This is a genomic window from Brevibacterium yomogidense, from assembly GCF_016107685.1.
GTDB lineage: Bacteria > Actinomycetota > Actinomycetes > Actinomycetales > Brevibacteriaceae > Brevibacterium > Brevibacterium yomogidense.
Window position 1 is genome coordinate 26,308 of the sequence record NZ_JABASY010000008.1, and the last position, 16,437, is coordinate 42,744.

At 70.8% G+C, this 16,437-nt stretch carries 15 protein-coding genes; 8 read left to right on the plus strand and 7 right to left on the minus strand.

What is annotated here, in order from left to right; all coding sequences use genetic code 11:
• The first annotated feature begins 114 nt into the window (after positions 1-114).
• From JFC09_RS15375 to zapE, 5 genes are all read left to right on the plus strand, one after another.
• Positions 115-456, plus strand: a complete 342-nt coding sequence (locus JFC09_RS15375) for a cytidine deaminase (RefSeq protein ID WP_232483697.1) — start codon at positions 115-117, stop codon at positions 454-456.
• A gap of 134 nt (positions 457-590) precedes the next feature.
• Positions 591-1,877, plus strand: coding sequence for a thymidine phosphorylase (locus JFC09_RS15380; RefSeq protein ID WP_198394931.1), 1,287 nt, complete (start codon positions 591-593; stop codon positions 1,875-1,877).
• A 183-nt stretch (positions 1,878-2,060) separates the two neighbouring features.
• On the plus strand, positions 2,061-2,783 hold the full coding sequence (gene deoC, locus JFC09_RS15385; protein ID WP_198394932.1) for a 2-deoxyribose-5-phosphate aldolase: 723 nt from the start codon (positions 2,061-2,063) through the stop codon (positions 2,781-2,783).
• 7 nt (positions 2,784-2,790) lie between these two features.
• A complete protein-coding gene (locus JFC09_RS16975) occupies positions 2,791-3,669 on the plus strand; it encodes an alpha/beta fold hydrolase (RefSeq protein ID WP_198394933.1) in 879 nt (292 codons plus the stop codon).
• Positions 3,659-4,762, plus strand: a complete 1,104-nt coding sequence (zapE, locus tag JFC09_RS16755; RefSeq protein ID WP_198394934.1) for a cell division protein ZapE — start codon at positions 3,659-3,661, stop codon at positions 4,760-4,762. Before JFC09_RS16975 ends, zapE begins: the two co-directional genes overlap by 11 nt.
• A gap of 33 nt (positions 4,763-4,795) precedes the next feature.
• Here the strand turns inward: zapE and JFC09_RS15400 are convergent, their stop codons facing one another.
• The gene (locus tag JFC09_RS15400) at positions 4,796-5,338 is read right to left on the minus strand and encodes a hypothetical protein (protein ID WP_198394935.1); all 543 of its coding nucleotides are present in this window, start codon (positions 5,336-5,338) and stop codon (positions 4,796-4,798) included.
• Positions 5,339-5,443: 105 nt separating this feature from the next.
• Between JFC09_RS15400 and JFC09_RS15405 the strand changes: the two genes are divergently transcribed.
• Positions 5,444-5,638: a helix-turn-helix transcriptional regulator gene (locus tag JFC09_RS15405; protein ID WP_198394936.1), complete on the plus strand. Its 195-nt coding sequence runs from the start codon at positions 5,444-5,446 to the stop codon at positions 5,636-5,638.
• Positions 5,625-6,068 carry a hypothetical protein gene (locus JFC09_RS15410; RefSeq protein ID WP_198394937.1) on the plus strand — a complete coding sequence of 148 codons (444 nt, stop codon included), beginning with the start codon at positions 5,625-5,627 and terminating at the stop codon, positions 6,066-6,068. The genes JFC09_RS15405 and JFC09_RS15410 overlap by 14 nt, the downstream gene beginning before the upstream one ends.
• 42 nt (positions 6,069-6,110) lie before the next feature.
• Here JFC09_RS15410 and JFC09_RS15415 read toward each other — a convergent pair whose 3' ends face one another.
• Together JFC09_RS15415 and JFC09_RS15420 are read right to left on the minus strand one after the other, a co-directional pair.
• Entirely contained in the window at positions 6,111-8,090 is a 1,980-nt protein-coding gene (locus JFC09_RS15415; protein WP_198394938.1) for a phospho-sugar mutase, read from the minus strand.
• Between the two features lies 1 nt (position 8,091).
• Positions 8,092-8,913: a purine-nucleoside phosphorylase gene (locus JFC09_RS15420; protein ID WP_198394939.1), complete on the minus strand. Its 822-nt coding sequence runs from the start codon at positions 8,911-8,913 to the stop codon at positions 8,092-8,094.
• A 133-nt stretch (positions 8,914-9,046) separates the two neighbouring features.
• On the opposite strand from JFC09_RS15420, the gene JFC09_RS15425 reads away from it, so the two are divergent.
• Positions 9,047-10,078, plus strand: a complete 1,032-nt coding sequence (locus tag JFC09_RS15425; protein WP_198394940.1) for a GNAT family N-acetyltransferase — start codon at positions 9,047-9,049, stop codon at positions 10,076-10,078.
• 136 nt (positions 10,079-10,214) lie between these two features.
• Here JFC09_RS15425 and JFC09_RS15430 read toward each other — a convergent pair whose 3' ends face one another.
• The 4 genes from JFC09_RS15430 to JFC09_RS15445 all read right to left on the minus strand — a co-directional run bounded on the left by JFC09_RS15430 (position 10,215) and on the right by JFC09_RS15445 (position 16,416).
• The gene (locus JFC09_RS15430) at positions 10,215-10,946 is read right to left on the minus strand and encodes a DUF3618 domain-containing protein (RefSeq protein WP_198394941.1); all 732 of its coding nucleotides are present in this window, start codon (positions 10,944-10,946) and stop codon (positions 10,215-10,217) included.
• Positions 10,943-11,407: a phage holin family protein gene (locus JFC09_RS15435; protein WP_198394942.1), complete on the minus strand. Its 465-nt coding sequence runs from the start codon at positions 11,405-11,407 to the stop codon at positions 10,943-10,945. The genes JFC09_RS15430 and JFC09_RS15435 overlap by 4 nt, the downstream gene beginning before the upstream one ends.
• Positions 11,404-12,366 (minus strand): hypothetical protein, encoded by a 963-nt coding sequence (locus tag JFC09_RS16760; protein ID WP_198394943.1) that lies wholly within the window; start codon positions 12,364-12,366, stop codon positions 11,404-11,406. Before JFC09_RS16760 ends, JFC09_RS15435 begins: the two co-directional genes overlap by 4 nt.
• A gap of 141 nt (positions 12,367-12,507) precedes the next feature.
• A complete protein-coding gene (locus JFC09_RS15445) occupies positions 12,508-16,416 on the minus strand; it encodes an FtsK/SpoIIIE domain-containing protein (protein WP_198394944.1) in 3,909 nt (1,302 codons plus the stop codon).
• Between the last annotated feature and the right edge of the window lie 21 nt (positions 16,417-16,437).

Genomic DNA, 16,437 nt, shown 5'->3' on the forward strand with positions numbered 1-16,437 from the left:
GACCCCGCGGCCGCTGAGCGGCCGGCGGAGGTGACCGGCACCTCGGCAGCGGATCCCGCAGTGCCCGGCCACGCGGTGACCTGGGACGACCTGCGGCACCTGGCGCGCGAGGCGATGGCCCGCGCGTACGTGCCGTATTCGCGCTACCCCGTGGGAGCGGCGGCCCTCGTGGACGACGGGCGGACCGTGACGGGCTGCAACGTGGAGAACGCGTCCTACGGGCTCGGACTGTGCGCTGAGTGCGGACTCGTGTCCTCCCTCGCCCGCACGGGCGGCGGCCGGCTGCTCGCGTTCGCATGCGTCGACGGGGAGGGCGAGAAGCTCGTGCCGTGCGGCCGGTGCCGGCAGCTGCTCTACGAATTCGGCGGACCCGACCTGCTCCTCGACATGCCCGGCGGCATCCAGCCGATGACCGCCGTGCTGCCCGAGGCATTCGGCCCCGACCACCTGCGATGACAGGCATACGACGGGCCACGTCGACAGCCGCACGACCACCTGCGGTGACACCTTCACAACGACTCCCCCGAATTCTGGTGGGATGTCCGAAGACGGCATAGGGTGACCAGCACAGCTTCTACGGAAGGATGAACATGGGCGAGCGTTTCGATGCAGTGGACGTCATCAGGACCAAGCGCGACGGCGGCACGCTGTCACCCGAGCAGATCGACTGGGTGATTGACGCGTACACCCGCGGAACCGTGGGCGACGAGCAGATGGCCGCACTGGCGATGGCGATCTACCTGCAGGGCATGGACACAGCGGAGATCCGCCGGTGGACGCGTGCGATGCTGCACTCCGGGGAGCGCATGGACTTCAGCTCCCTCACGAAGCCGACGGCGGACAAGCACTCGACGGGCGGGGTGGGCGACAAGATCACGCTCCCGCTGGTCCCACTGGTCGCCGTGTTCGGGGTCGCGGTGCCGCAGCTGTCCGGCCGGGGGCTGGGCCACACCGGCGGCACGCTCGACAAGCTCGAAGCGATCCCCGGTTGGCGTGCCGACCTCACGAACGACCAGCTGCTGAGTCAGCTCGAGGACGTGGGTGCGGTCATCTGTGCCGCCGGCAGCGGGCTCGCGCCAGCGGATAAGAAGCTCTACGCACTGCGCGACGTCACGGGCACCGTGGATGCGCTCCCGCTCATCGCCTCCTCGATCATGTCGAAGAAGATCGCAGAGGGCACCGGCACCCTCGTGCTCGACGTCAAGGTGGGTTCGGGCGCGTTCATGAAGCGGATCCCGGACGCGCAGAAGCTCGCCAAGACGATGGTGGAGATCGGGAATGCGGCCGGAGTGACGACCTCCGCGCTCATCACGGACATGTCCGCGCCCCTGGGCCGGACCGTCGGCAACGCGCTCGAAGTGCGGGAGGCGGTCGAGGTGCTGGCCGGCGGCGGTCCTCGCGACGTCGTCGAACTCACTGTCGCACTGGCACAGGAGATGGTGTCCCGTTCCGGCAAGGGCGACGTGGACGTGGCCGTCGCACTCAAGGACGGGCGCGCCATGGACATGTGGAAGAAGCTGATCCGCGCACAGGGCGGCAACCCAGACGCACCGCTGCCGGTGGCGAAGGAGAAGAAGTACGTGCGGGCGACGAAGTCCGGCGTCATCACGGAGATGGACGCGCTGCGCGTCGGCTACGCCTCGTGGCGGCTGGGCGCGGGTCGGGCCCGCAAGGGCGCGCCCGTCATGGCGACCGCCGGTATCGAGCTCAACAAGACGGTGGGGGAGGCGATCGAGGAGGGCGAGCCGCTCTTCATCCTCCACACGGACGAACCCGAACGCTTCGAACGCGCAGCGGACATGCTCGACGGGTCCACGGCCATCGACGGGAACGCGGCGCAGGGCCGCACATCCGTCATCATCGACCGTGTGAGCTGACAGCGGACCGATCCGTGGCGCAGCGGGCTGTGTGAGCTGACGCGACGGACGGATCCGCCGCCCCAGAGCGGACTGATCAGATCTGAGACGCAGTGGCCCGGCGGGATCCGCCGGGCCACTGCCATGACCGAATGTGACTAGTGTTGAGACCCACGACCCTGTGCTGTCCCCTGAGGAGGACCCATGACCCACGCAAGCACCGCAGCGGAACTCGCCGCACGCATCGACCACACCCTGCTCAAGCCGGAATCCTCCACCGCTGATTTCGCGGGTCTCGTGGCCGACGCCCGGGGACTGGGGGTGCTCGCCGTGTGCGTGTCCCCGTCCGCTCTGCCGCTCGCGGACACCGGTGACCTGGTCGTCGCGACGGTGTGCGGGTTCCCCTCGGGTGCCGTGAAGAGCGACGTGAAGGCCGCCGAGGCCTCCCGCGCCGTCGCGGACGGCGCCCGGGAGGTCGACATGGTCGTGAACATCGGCCTCATCAAGGACGGCGCATGGGACGTCGTCGAAGCGGACATCCGGGGAGTCGTCGGCGCGGTCGCCGCCGCGGCCCGGGACGCGGGTCTGCCGGTGGCGGACGGACCGGAAGCGGCGACGAAGGGTGCTGCGATCGTCAAGGTCATCCTCGAAACCGCGGCGCTCACGGATGACGAGATCGTCGAGGCGTGCCGCAGGGCCGAAGCCGCCGGCGCCCACTACGTGAAGACGTCCACGGGGTTCCACCCCACGGGCGGTGCGAGCGCACACGCCGTCTCCCTCATGCGGGAGACAGTGGGCGACCGCCTGGGGGTCAAGGCCTCGGGCGGCATCCGCACACTCGAGGCGGCCCAGCAGATGCTCGAGGCCGGTGCCTCACGGCTGGGGCTGTCCGGGTCGAAGACGATCCTCGACCAGCTCGGGAGTTGACCGCCGCGTGCGGAGGCCCTTCGTCTGTCCGGGCGTCGGCCTGCTGGGGGACGACCGCTTCGTCCCGACACGGGACGGCCGCTGGCTGAGGACCATGGTGGCAGGCCCCGCCGCGGGTGCGAGCGGTGTTTCGGAAGCGAGCAGTGCTTCGGGTGCGGGCGGTACTTGGGGTGGGCTCGCCGACCTCGTGGACGTGGTGCGGGCGTTCCCCCATCGCAGACTCGTCCTCGTGGGCCACAGCTGGGGCGGTCCGATCGTCCGACGTGCCGCGCAGATCCTCCTGGACGACGCGCATGCCGCGGCGCGCTCCGGGAGCGCCGGGAGCGGCGAGCGCGGAGATGACGCCTCTCGCGACGATCGCGGGGTGACGGGTGTCGTCCTGGTCGACCCGACCGACGAGAACGCGGACCTGTACTTCCACCGGTCGACGGCCGTGACGATGCGCCTCAACCGCTTCCTCCTGGTCGGCATGGCCCGGTTCGGGCTGCTGCGGCCCCTGTTGCACAGGATGGGCGAGGGGCTCCCCACCGCTGTGCGGGACGCCGCAGCCCAGGCGGGGGCGACGGCGGAGGCGGCAGCGGCCTCGGCGGCGGAGCTGTCCGGTTTCCTCAGCGACGTGCGGGACCTGCGGGAGGCCGGGTGGCAGCCGCAGCACGTGCCGGTCCGACTGGTGTCCGGGGTGCGCCCCGGCCCGCGTGAGGGCGCGACGAGGGACGCGCTCATCGCCGCACACCGGACGACCGCGCGCGACAACCTGCGGGTCGAGCTGGTCGAGGCGACCGCCTCCTCCCATCTCGTCCCGCTCACGGAGCCCGAGGTCGTGGTCGGGCAGGTGCGGGACCTGCTCGGTGCCGCGCGGCGTGAGGAGGACCCTCGTGAGCACTGAGACCGACCACGTGGACGACGTGAGTCACTCCCGAACCGACGTGCGGCCGGGCAGTGGCGCCCGGCAACCTCTCCAGGAGGCTCTCGAGGAAGCAGTGCGGCAGTCGGGGAAGCTGCTGGACGACGGGCAGCAGGCGGCACTCGAGACGCTCGTCGCGCCGGTCCCGCACGGGTTCTACCTGTGGGGCGATGTGGGCCGCGGCAAGACGATGCTCGCAGACCTGTACGCGGAGACCCACGCGGACCGGCGGGTGAAACGGGTGCACATCCACGCGTTCCTGCGGGAGCTCCACCGGCAGATCGCGGGGCAGCGGGCACCACTCGCAGACGTGCTGTCGCGGGTGCTCGGAGACACGCAGGTGCTGGTGTTCGACGAGTTCCACGTGCACGACGTGGCCGACGCGGTGTTCCTCACGGCAGTGCTCGAGTTCGTCATCGCGCGGCGGATCCTGCTCGTGGCCACCTCGAACTATCCGCCGCGGGGGCTGCTGCCGGACCCGCTGTTCCACCACCGGATGGAGCCCGCGATCGCGCTCATCGAGCAGCACCTGACAGTGGTGGGGATCGGTGACGGGCCGGACCATCGCATGGGTGCACAGGCCCGGGCCGGGGATGGGGCGACGAACGGTTTCGCCGCCGGCCGGTGGATCGTTGAGGCTCCGACGAGCGGCACGGTCGACCGGCAGCCAGGGAACGATCCGACGACGAACAGCCGCCCGGGTGCGGCGACCCGCACCGACGCGACCCTCGGTGAGAAGTTCCGGGTGGCGGGGATCCCGGTCCGTGCTCTGCGCGTCGAGGGGGCCCGCTGCGTCTTCTCGTTCGCGGACCTGTGCGAGGCCGCGGTCGGCACGCACCAGTACCTGTGGCTCGCCGACCGGTTCGACGAGGTGAGTGTGGTGGAGGTGCCCGACCTCGCGACGACGAGGCGGGATGCGCTGCTGCGATTCGCACTCCTCATCGACGTCCTCTGCGACCGGGACACGACCCTTACGGTGCAAGCGGCCGCAGAGCCGTCGCGCCTCCTCGAGGCGGAGGAGCCGCCGCGCGACGCGACCCGCACGCTGAGCCGCCTGGCGCTGCTCGCCGGATGACCGGAGCGCAGCGCCATGCGCCGGGAGCGGACCTCACCGCATCGCGAGGGTGATGCCGGCTGAGGCGAGCACGCCGAAGAGCACGCCCCACGCGATGATCCCGACCGTCTGCCAGACGATGACCGAGCCCCGTGAGGCGCCGAAGCCCACGAGGGTCGGGGCGGTGATGTGGCTGGGGAGCACCGACTGGCCGAGGATGCTCACGCCGGGCACACCGTAGCGGTCGAACATCCTGCGGAGCCGCTGCTTGCCCTTGCTGGGCGCAGCCTGGTCGGCGTCGCCCGGCTCACCCGCGGCGTCGACCCGAATCGTGGCGTCGGACGGGACCGATGCGCGTGCCCGGCGCTTCGCCACCGCCTTCTCCCGGACGGCTCCTGCGATCCACACGGTGAGCGCCATGGCGGCGACGTTCCCGATGATCGCGGCGAGGATCGCGACGGGTGCGGGCACGCCGGTGAGTACGCCCAGGACGGCCCCGCCGTAGCTCTCGACGAAGGGGATCGCCCCGATGAGCATGACGGCGAGCCACTGGAGGGCGGTCGGGAAGGATTCTGCGAAGGTGAAGAGGGTGTCCACGGTGGTGTCCTCGTTTCGGGATGGATCATCGCACTGCGGTGTCAAGTGCGCTTTACGTGTCAAGCGTGCTTTACGTTCCTGCTGTGTGTCAAGTACATTTGACACATGGAGAGTCGGATCCGTGAACTGCGGACGGAGAGCGGCCTGTCGCAGCAGGCGCTCGCCGTCGAGGTGGGGGTCTCCCGGCAGACGATCAACGCCTTGGAGACAGGGCGCTACGACCCGTCGCTCAAGCTCGCGGTGCACCTGGCCCGCTTCTTCGGGTCGACGGTGGAGGAGGTCTTCGATGTCGATGCATGAGTCGTCGCAGGGTCGTGGGGGAGGGCTGCGCGGCTTCCGCGTCTCTCCCATGAACGCCGTCTTCACGCTGCTGTTCCTCGTGGCCGGCGTGCTGTTCTGGGTCTACGACTCGTGGGTCACGGGACTGGTGTTCTTCGTCGCGGCGGTCGCGCAGTACGCCATCGCGCTGTTCGCACGACGGGGGAGGGGTGCGTCGGACGTGTGGCGGGCCAGCGCCTTCGAACCCAGTGACGAGCGTGACCGCGCGATCCTCACGAAAGCGTCCGCGCTCGTCGCATACGTCGTCGCGTCGGGAAGCATGGTGGCGTTCCTCGTCGCGGTCCTGGCGTTCCGGTCGGAGACGGTGCTCGTCGCGTACCTGGCGGTGCAGACGATCGTCATCAACATCTTCTGGGGTGTCACGATCTGGGTCATGGCCCGCCACGGGTGAGAGACGACCCGCCACCGCTGGGTCAGAGGGGCACCGCTGGGGTCAGAGGCGGAAGAACGTGCGGAGGTCCGCCGAGATCCCGGTGAGTCGGGCACCGGCGGCATCCCACGCGGGTCCCACGAGTGACTGCGGCGAGACCGCCTCCTCCTGCGGGTCCTCACCTCCACCCGCTCCCTGCTCAGTTCCGTCTGCCCCCTGTGCGGGCCCACCCGCTCCTTGCGTGCTCACGGACGTCACAGTGCCCGTGGAGTCCACGGACCCCGCGGATGCCACCGCTTCGACGGCCTCCAGGTAGCACTTGAGCTTGGGTTCCGTCCCCGACGGCCGCACGATGACGCGGTCACCCGCCTGCGTGAGCAGGACGACGCCGTCCGTGGGCGCGAGGTCGCCGTATCCCACCGTCATGTCGACGACCTCCGTGACGGGGGAGCCACCCAGATCGGTAGGGGGAGCTGCGCGCAGCGCGGCCATCGCCTGGGCGATGAGTGACGTGTCCTCGAGTCGGAACGTGAGCGGAGAAGTGCGGAAGACACCGTCCGTCGCGCGGATGCGCGCCAGTTCGTCGGGCAGTGAGCGACCGTCAGCCCGCAGGCGCGAGGCGAACGCGGCGAACAGCACGGCCGCACTGATCCCGTCCTTGTCACGCACCGTGACCGGGTCGACGCAGTAGCCCAGCGCCTCCTCGTAGCCGTACACGATCCCCGGGACGCGGGAGATCCACTTGAAGCCGGTGAGGGTCGGCACGTGCGCGATCCCGTGACGGGCCGCGAGCGCTCCCAGCGCACGCGAGGACACTACCGAGCTCGCGAACACAGGCTCCGCCACCGCCGTGGAGGACCCGTCCGAGGAGTCGACCCCGGCCGCGGTGAGAGCGTCGTCCGGTGACGCCTCGTCTGCCCCGGCCTCGGATCCTCGGATCCCTGTGGCGACGGCCTCTCCCAGCAGCAGGCCGACCTCGTCGCCGGACAGCTGGTACCAGCCCGACCCGTCGGGGGCGGGCACGGCGGCGGAGAGGCGGTCCGCGTCCGGGTCGTTCGCGAGGATGAGATCGGCGCGCACATCGTCGGCGAGGGCGACCGCCTCATCGAGCGCGCCGGCCTCCTCCGGGTTGGGGAATGCGACCGTCGGGAAGTCCGGGTCCGGGTCCCGCTGCGATTCGACGGGTCGGACATCGGCGAAACCGGCTGCGGCCAGTGCTCGGGCCAGCGTCGTCGCCCCCACACCGTGGAGCGCGGTCGTGACGATGCGCAGCGGGCCGCGCGGGTCGGCCTGGGCACCCAGACGGGTGAGCGACTCGAGGTAGGCGGCGACGACCTCGGACCCCAGCGATTCCCAGCCGGATTCGGCACGTGGGACACCCGCCACGGAGTCGACTGCGGCGATCCGTTCGGCGATGAGGGCGTCCGCGGGCGGCACGATCTGCGCACCGGCACCCTGCGCGGCGACCTCCGCACCGTCGAGCGCGGTGAGAGGACGGTGTCCCAGGTAGACCTTGTACCCGTTGTCGCGGGGAGGGTTGTGGGACGCGGTGACCATGACGCCGGCGTCCGCGGACAAGTGCTGGACGGCGAACGCGAGGACCGGGGTGGGCAGCCTTGCGGGCAGCAGGAGGGCGCGGCCCCCCGCGGCGGTGACGACGGCGGCCGTGTCACGCGCGAAATCGGCGGATCCGTAGCGGGCGTCGCAGCCGATGACCACGGTGAACGGATCGCCGCCGGCCGTGTGCTCGGCCAGGAACGCGGACAGCCCGGCGGCAGCCCGGATGACGACCGCCCGATTCATGCGGTGCGGGCCGCCGGAGATCTCACCGCGCAGGCCGGCCGTGCCGAACTCCAGCAGCCCTGTGAACCGGTCGGTCAGGTCTGCAGACGCCTCCGCGGCCGCCGCCCCTGGTTCCGCAGTGGCCGTCTCCAGCAGTTCGCTCAGTTCGGCGCGAGTGACGGGATCGGGGTCGTCGGCGATCCAGGCGCGGACGATGTCCGCGTCGAATCCCGCGACGAAGGCGCTTGCGACACGAGCCATGTCAGTCCTCTGCGATTCGGGTGACGATCTGGGCGAGCAGGCGGGAGATCCGCGGACCGGCTTCCTGTCCGGCCTCGATGACCTCTTCGTGGCTGAGCGGGGTCTCCTGGATGCCGGCGGCGAGGTTCGTCACGAGGGAGAGCCCCATGAGCTCCAGACCCGCCGCGCGGGCCGCGATCGCTTCGAGCGCCGTCGACATGCCCACCAGGTCGCCGCCCAGGATCTTCGCCATCCGCACTTCCGCAGGTGTCTCGTACTGGGGGCCCGTGAACTGGACGTAGACGCCTTCCGGCAGGTCCGGGTCCACTTCACGTGCGAGGCCGCGCAGACGGGTCGAGTAGAGGTCGGTGAGGTCGACGAAGTTCGCACCCGTGAGAGGGGTGGCGCCGGTGAAGTTGATGTGGTCCTCGATGAGTACGACGGAGCCTGCGCTGTAGACGGGGTTCAGCCCGCCGCATCCGTTCGTCAGCACCAGCGTCGAGCAGCCGGCCGCCGCCGCTGTGCGCACACCGTGGGCGGTCGCCTGCGCGTCGCGGCCCTCGTAGAAGTGGCGACGGGCGCCCAGCACCAGCGCGTGGGCGCCGCTCTGCAGGCGGATCGTCCGCAGGCGTCCGCCATGGCCGGGCACCGACGGAGCGTGGAAGCCCGGCACGTCAGCGGCGGCGGTGTCCGCGATCGTCTCGCCCAGCAGGTCGGCCGCGCCGCCCCAGCCGGAGCCCAGGACGAGGGCGATGTCGTGGCGGTCGATGCCCGCCGCGTCGTTGAGGACCTGCGCGGCCTGCTGTGCGGCCAGCGTCGCTGTGTCGGAGTCATGTGCACTCATATTCCCGAACAGTACCGCCCCGAGCGGACACGGTCATCAGCGGCGAACCGCGCCGATAGGATCGGGGCAGATCCGCACACGTCCCCGGTCCGACGCACCGCCGGTGCACGGCCCCGTCCGCGCAGGAGCCCCCATGTCGCCCAGCACGCCCGCCTCGTCCCGATCCGTCGCCATCCGCCCGTGGAGGGAGGGCGACGACCGTGCGCTCGCCCAGGTGCTGCCCGACCCGCAGAGTCCCGCCCAGCTGGCAGCGCGCGCCCTGCTGCGTGAGCCGGGGGAGTCCCCGCTCACCCGCACGGTCGTCGCCGTCGTGGACTCCGTGGTCGTGGGTGCCGCCGCGGTCGCCGCGTCGCCCGCCCACCCGACCCGTGCGTGGGTGCACGTCGAGGTGGCCCCGGGTGAGCGTCGTACCGGTGTCGGTTCCGCTCTGCTGGAGGCCGCCGTCGCCGAGGCCGCGGGGACACCACTGGAAGGGCTGGGTCTGCGGACCCGCATCGTCGCAGACGATTCGGTCGGTGGGCCGTTCGCGCGCGCCCACGGCTTCACGGACCTGTTCACGACGAGGATCGTGAGGATCGAGGCAGCAGCCCTGGGCGGGGCCGGGCTCGACCGGACGGAGGACCTCCAGGTCATCGATACCGGTTCGGTCGCGCTCACGCAGGCGTTCGCCGGATGGTACGAGCGGGTGAATGCTCTGGATCCGGCCGCTCCGATGAGCATCGGGCAGGTGAACTCGCGCTTCCTGTCCGAAGCGGCAGGTGCGCACGGCGCCGCACTGTGGCGGCCGGTCGGTGCGGATGCCGGTGCGCAAGCGCCGGACCTCAACAAGCGACCCGTGACGGCGTTCGCCGTGTCCTATGCACAGCGGCACGATGAGGAAGCAGAGACGCCCGCGCAGGGCGGCCTCGCGGTCGGCGGTGCGCCCGTGGGCGGTGACGACGTCTTCGCGGCGACGGGCGGGGAGGACGCCACCGAGCTCACGGTCGGCAGCATCGACGGGAACCTCGAGGACCTGCGGTCGCTCATCGCACGGCTGTCGGTCGACACGCCCGTCGTCGTCGAGGTCACGGACGCGATGCAGACGGAGTCCGCGCTGGTCGATGAACTCCTGGCAGCCGGGACAGCGCGGGTGCTCACCGCCTACACGACACTGGTCCGCGACTGACGATCGCCGGACTCACGCAACCGGCCTCCGCGGAGAGTACGTCCCCCGGAGGCCGGTCGCTGAGCGGACGGGTCGGTCAGGTGCCCGGCGGACCGGGCCGCATTGCCGTCGGGTCCGGTGTCCGTCTGACGGGGAGTCAGCGGCGGGCCTGCTGCACAGCCTCACCTGATGTCTGTGCCTCCGACTTCAGGTGACCGGACTCCTCCTGCGCTTCGGACCTCACGTTCTCCGCGCCGGACTGGGCCTGCTCCCGCACACTCTGCACGGCCTCCTGCGCGGGTTCACGAAGGTTCTGGCCCATGTCCTTCGCCACCTGCTGTGCCTCGTCGAGGTAGGGCTGCGCCACCTCCTTCGCCTGCGTCGCAAGTTGCTGCTCCTGCCTCGAGGAGGGGATGAGGCTCCCGATGAGCCAGCCGGCTCCCAGCGCGATCACACCGACGGCGAGGGGGTTGCCCCGCGTGCGCTGCGTGACCTGCTCCGGGAACTGCTCAGCGGCCGCGCGGACCGATTCGGCACCGCTGCGTGCCGCGTCGCTCACGGAGTCGGCCATGCCGTGGACGTTCTCCGCTGCATGGTGACCTCGCGACTGGAGGTCGGATCCGGCGTCCTCGGCTGAACCCATGACGGTGTCCTTCCACGAGCTCACGGTGTCGGAGATCCTTCTCCTCTGCCGTTCGGCGGCGCGTGCGGGGGAGACCTTCTCCGCCATCGCGTCGACGTCGTAGCCCAGGTTCCGGCGCGTCCTCTCGATCTCCGTGCGGATCTCCTTGGGCGACTTCTCCGGATTGTCCGGGGGCTGATAGCCGGGGCTCGGCTGCAGTGTGGGATCGGTGGGGTACGGGTGGTGGGGGTCATGCGGATGCGTCATGGCGTTTCCTTCAGAGGGTTCACAGTGGGTGGGATCTCCTTGGCCGTGTCCAGGGTCTCGGGCAGCCCCGTGGCTTCCTTCAGCCGCTTCCGACCGACGACTGCCAGAACGGCTGCGATGACGGCCCACAGTGCGGCCACCACGAGGCCCGACCACCCGTCACCGATCAGCGAACCGAGCGCCACCCACAGGGCGGTCGACAGGAAAAGCAGCACGAAGACCGCGGCGAGGCCCGCGCCGGTGAGCAGTCCGGCCCCGGTGCCGGCTCGTCTGGCGGTCTGTGTGGCCTCCGCTTTCGCGAGCGCGATCTCCTGCTGGATGAGTGTGGACGTGTTCTGACTCAGTGACGAGAACAGGTCGCCCAGCGACTGGTGCTCGGCGCGCACCTCAGCCTGCGCTTCGGAAGCGGCAGACCGTGGAGACGCCCCGCCCGGACTGCGGCGGGTGGGGTCGTGACTCATCGGTCGGCCCCCTCATCCCCCGGGGAGGGGGCGTCTCCGGAGACGCCGGAGCGGGAACCGCGGGCGGATTCGGGGCCGTAGGCAGGATCGGGACGGTGGACGGATTCGGAATGGCCGGTGGGCTCGAGACGACCTGCCGCGCTGCGACGACCTGCAGAGCCGGACGTCCCGTCGCTGTCGGTCAGCCCGCGAGTGAGACGACCGATGAGCAGACCCGCACCCGCTGCAATGCCCAGGAACACCAGCGGCTTCCGGGAGGCGAAGCGGCGGACGTCCTCGACGAGGTCGCGCGGTCGGGCGTTCTCCAGCCGGTCGGCGATCGCAGAGATCTTCTCATCGGCGAAGGAGAGCGCTCCGCGCGTGAGCGCTCCTTCAGGTGCCTCCCCGCGCGAGATCCCCGCGAGATCGTTCGAGACGGAGCGCACGGCCTGGGCGGCTCTGTCCTGCTGCGTACCGGCTTGGTCGCTTACATCGCTCTGGACCCGGTCCCAGAGTGAGGACGCCTGGTCCTTCGCCTCGTCGGCGACCCTCCCCGCCTCCTGCTGTGCCGTCGCCTTCACGCTCTCCGCCGCCTGGCCGGTCTCCTCCTTGAGGCGCCGGCCTTCTTCCGTCGCGACGTCCTTCGTGTCGGCAGTCGAGTCCGACGGGTCGTGCGCACTGTGCTTCCCGTACGTCGGGGGCGTGTCACTGCCGAGCACCGCGCCCTGTGACGCCGGTGTGGGCTGTGCGGGGATCGGCCGCACCGCGGCGGGCTGCATGTGGCCCGGGTGCGCCGGGGTGGGAGGTGCAGGAGTGGGCTGCGGGGGAGCCGACCGTGCGGGGGTGGGATGTGCGGGTGTGGGGGAGACGGGGACGGGGTGCTGGTCGGGGAGCGCTGTCGACGGGTCTGACTCCGGAATCTGTTCCGGGGGAGTCGGTCGTCCCGTGGAGGACCTCTGGGTGCTGTGGCTGTCGGTCATCGATCCGATCCTTCCGTGTGGAGGTCCAGGGGAGCCTGCACGAAGTGTGACAAGCCTCCTTGTTCTTTAACCTTTGCAGTGGAAGGCAGGGCGGTCAACGGATTCCCATCCGAAAAGGCTGGGAGTTCGGGTCGCGGGGCGTCAGACCCGGATCGGGGTCGCGGTGTCGCCGGTGACCCACCAAGACGCGCGGGCACCGCGCGGGATCGGCGGACACCCGCGGAATCCTGCGGTGCGCAGAGCAGGTTCCGGCCATTCGCCGAAGAGGAGGACCGGGCCGCGCGCGCCGACACCGACGGCTGAGGGCGGGGGCAGGCCGGGACGAGACGCGCTCAGTGCTGCGGACGTCGCCCCTGTAGAGGCCGGCACAAGATCACCGGAGACCAGGCAGACCGGCTCTCCTGCCACAGCAGCGGCGTCTGCCGATGCCCTCTGCGCCGGATCGGTGGAGTCGAGGACGACGGTGACCCCGCGTGAGCGCAGGCTCTCTGCGAACCGCAGAAGGCTGGCGGGCGGTCCTGGGTCACGCGCGGGCGTCGAGCTGTCGACCAGCACGGACAGGATGATGCCGTCGTCGAGTGGGCTCCAAGTGACGGATCTCCCGGCGGGATCGACACCGACTCGGATGCCGTCTACGGGGCTAACGGGCGGCAGCACGGGGCTGGTTGGCGGAGAAAGGGTGCCGCCAGGCGGTGTTGGCCCGGACGTGGAACGGTCGGGACCCGTGAAATCGGTCCAGAGGGGGTGTGGGCGCTTGTCCTCTCCGTCGTCCATCCTCTGAGCGTGCTGAACGATCTGCAGGTCCGCGCCCTCCCGGCCATCGGTGAGGGACTCCACCCCGAGGATCACTGCGCGCCCCGGAGGCCACTCACCGCTGAACCGGCTAGCCGTCAGTCCGTAGAAGACCGCATCTGTGTCCGTGGCCGGTGGGAACACGATCCGGGTGGTCGCAGTCTGGGCAAGGCGCTGTGCCAGCAGTCGCCGGTGTCCGGACACGATGAAACGCATCCCGGATCCGCCGGTGAGCAGTCGCTCGAGTCGGTCGACCCGTGGCGAGGTCTGGTGGGCGTTGACGAACGCGTCCCAGTCGTCGATGGCCCACACGACAGGCTCTCGCGTCGTCTCACACGTGCCGATGAGGTGGTCGACCATCCACGCCTGCGAGTGGCCCATCCGGAGGATGCCTTGCGGGTCGACGAACGGGAGGGCGCCGTGAGGACCCAGATGCACGACTGGCAGACCCGCTGCCTGGAACGCGAGGGCCAGCGTGTCGACCGCCGTCGACCAACCGCGACCCCGTCCGCCGGAGACGGTCACGGACCCGGATCCGGGATCCAGGCGCACTGAGGCGATGCGGTTCTCATCCGGCAGGTCGACGAGACCGACGACCGTGAAGTCGCCACACGCCTCCTCGGGCCGGGCCGCTGTCCCGTCTCCTCCGAGCAGGGTGGCGTCCACGGTGAGGTGTGGGGGCAGAGGCGGGGCGATGACCTCGTGCCGTGGTCCGGGTGGTCCGGCGGCTGTCGTTCCGGCTGGCGGTGGTCCGTCGGGCAGGGGGATGACGACTTCCGTCGTATCGAGGAGGGAGGTGATCGTGATCTGCGGCCGAGGAGTCTGCGTCTCCTGGGGATTGTCGGCCACTGCGGAGCGAAGCGCGTGGACACCCGCGTCGTCGGACACGAGAGCGGTGCCGGGGACACGCGCATCGATCCATGCCGCGTCGGGGATCCCCAGCACCTCGTGCGAGTCCGCCTCGTCCCGGACCCGCAGGCAGATCCGGAGGGAGATGTTCGCACGCATCCTCGCGGAGACGACACCGGACGGACGCTGGGTCGCGAGCACGATGTGGACTCCCAACGACCTGCCCACCGCAGTGAGGTGCTCGAACTCCGTGACGATGTGGGGGCTGAGGGAGGTGAGGACATGGAACTCGTCGATGACGACGAGCAGGCGGGGCAGCGCTGCGACGAGCGGATCGTCGTGCGATCGCGCGATCAGTTGGTCGAGGTCACGGCAACCGGCCTCCGCGAGGTGGCGCTCTCTGCGTGTGATCTCTGCGGTGATGCTGCGAACGGCGCGCAGCGCGGCGGCCTCGTCCAGGTCCGTGACGACGCTGTCGGTGTGCGGGTGGGTGAGGAAGCGGGACAGGCTGGCGCCGCCCTTGAAGTCGAGGAGGACGAGCCGGAGCTCTTCGGGGGAGTGAGTGCGGCACAGCGCCTCCAGCCACGTCTCGAGGAGGACGGACTTCCCGCTGCCCGTGGTGCCGGCGACGAGCGCGTGAGGGCCGGAGCGACGGACATCGAGCAGGAAGAGGGGGTCTTGGAGCCGGTCCGTCCGGTGGCGGGTCGTCGGAGACGTGAGAGCCCGATCCCGTCTGCCGTCCGGTGGGTCGGGGCGCGCCACCGCGCGACCGATAGGCACAGTGAGTGGGCTCGACCCGCGACGCCCTGCGACGTCCCACTGGCGGAGGACATCAACCACCGGCGTGGTGCGGATCTCCGATGCAGAAGGGAGGACGGCCGCGCCTGTACCCGTACGCGGTCCGATCGTGGCAAGCAGGCGCAGGAACGTCGCCGTGCTCACTGCGTGGATCCGGGCCTGCCCGTTCAGCGCTGCACCGAGTCCACGGACTGCTGTTCGGGGGAACGATCCCTCCCGTCGACCGATCGCTTCGCCGACCGTCTGGGGATCGGGGACCTGGAGACCGTCGGGGCGGTCCGGTCCACCGCAGGCGACCTCGACGACGGCGTCTTCGACGGCCTGCGGTCCGCGGACGGTGAAGCACACCGGAGCGTCGGCGATCCCCGCGGAGCGCTGCGGCGGACCTCCTGAGACGACGCATGCGGAGACGGGGTCGTCCAGCTCTGAGAACTCGGGGAAACCGCCGTCGGCGCGGCAACCGCTCCCGGCAGCCAGGTGTGCCGCGACGAGCGCGCGCACGACGGACCGGACCCGCGCCTCGGGCCCGGACACCCGTATCGGCAGGCGACGATCGATGAGCAGGGGCGCGTCTTCGGCGATGAGGAACGCGGAGTCCCCGTCGATGTGGTGCGGCGGAAGCCGACGGCGGGCCCGCACCCGGGCGTGACGGTCTCGCGGCAGGCGGACGGCGACGGTGCTGAGGCAGCTCCCGGTCCCCAGGACGAGCATGTCGGACCGGTGGGGAGGAACAGGCTCCAGCGCACTGTACGCGGCGACGTCGAGCCCGCGGACATATGCGGACAGCTGTGCAGTGAGCGCGTCGAGGGTCTGCACGATCTCGCGGCGATGTGCCCGCTTCGACCGAGCGGATTCGCGGAGGAAGCGCCGTCGTTCCGTGCGCAGTGTGAGGGTCGCCGTCGCGGGCCCCGCCAGGCTGAGGAGCAGGAACCACCACGTGCCGACGATCAGTGCGAGGGCGATCCCGATGACGATCGGGGCGGCGTAGACGATCCACGAGGGCGTCCGCACAGGGGCAACGGGTTCCGGTTCGGGCCACACGAGGGGCTCCGCGTCCCCTACCGCGTGGGGCGGGGCGGCCTCGGTCGCGGACCCCGCACCGGCGGCGGCTGTCAGGTCCACGGTGGTCGAACCGATGACGCGGCGGGCACTGTCGTCCGGCTGGGACCCGTGTGTGCGCTGTGCGTGACCTACCGGGCCGAGCGGTTCGCCGCCGATGCGGATCCCGGCCGGTCCGTTCGACAGTGCGAGGGGCTGCCGGGAGAGGTACGGGTCCGCGAGAACCACGTCGACCCCGGTCCCGCGGCCCAGAGTCCATTCCCCCTGCGGCAGGGCGATCGCGAAACCTGATTCCGGTCCGGAGCGGACTGTGAGCCGTGCATGCCCCGCGGGAGCGGGGGTGTTGGGCGGAAGGAGGGTGAGGCCGCTCGCGTCGACGGTGACCGGGTGGGCACTCGCCCACTCCGACCAGGTGCCGGTGGTCGCTGCGGGGGTCTGCGCGAGGAGGCCAGTCGCTTCGGACACGTGAGCGGCCGATGTCCAGCCGGGAGCGCTGACGCGGTGGCTCGACGGGTGCGGTCCGGAGACGGTGTGGATGATCGCGGTGTTCACATTTCGCAGGATGGCGCAGTC

Bases quoted from the DNA above. Each gene is read 5' to 3' on its own strand.
- JFC09_RS15415 (WP_198394938.1), bottom strand. From the start codon at position 8,090: ATGGCTCGTGTCGCAAGCGCCTTCGTCGCGGGATTCGACGCGGACATC.
- deoC (WP_198394932.1), top strand. From the start codon at position 2,061: ATGACCCACGCAAGCACCGCAGCGGAACTCGCCGCACGCATCGACCAC.
- JFC09_RS15425 (WP_198394940.1), top strand. From the start codon at position 9,047: ATGTCGCCCAGCACGCCCGCCTCGTCCCGATCCGTCGCCATCCGCCCG.
- JFC09_RS15405 (WP_198394936.1), top strand. From the start codon at position 5,444: ATGGAGAGTCGGATCCGTGAACTGCGGACGGAGAGCGGCCTGTCGCAG.
- JFC09_RS15430 (WP_198394941.1), bottom strand. From the start codon at position 10,946: ATGACGCATCCGCATGACCCCCACCACCCGTACCCCACCGATCCCACA.
- JFC09_RS16760 (WP_198394943.1), bottom strand. From the start codon at position 12,366: ATGACCGACAGCCACAGCACCCAGAGGTCCTCCACGGGACGACCGACT.
- JFC09_RS15420 (WP_198394939.1), bottom strand. From the start codon at position 8,913: ATGAGTGCACATGACTCCGACACAGCGACGCTGGCCGCACAGCAGGCC.
- JFC09_RS15375 (WP_232483697.1), top strand. From the start codon at position 115: ATGGCCCGCGCGTACGTGCCGTATTCGCGCTACCCCGTGGGAGCGGCG.
- JFC09_RS15435 (WP_198394942.1), bottom strand. From the start codon at position 11,407: ATGAGTCACGACCCCACCCGCCGCAGTCCGGGCGGGGCGTCTCCACGG.
- JFC09_RS15410 (WP_198394937.1), top strand. From the start codon at position 5,625: ATGTCGATGCATGAGTCGTCGCAGGGTCGTGGGGGAGGGCTGCGCGGC.
- JFC09_RS15380 (WP_198394931.1), top strand. From the start codon at position 591: ATGGGCGAGCGTTTCGATGCAGTGGACGTCATCAGGACCAAGCGCGAC.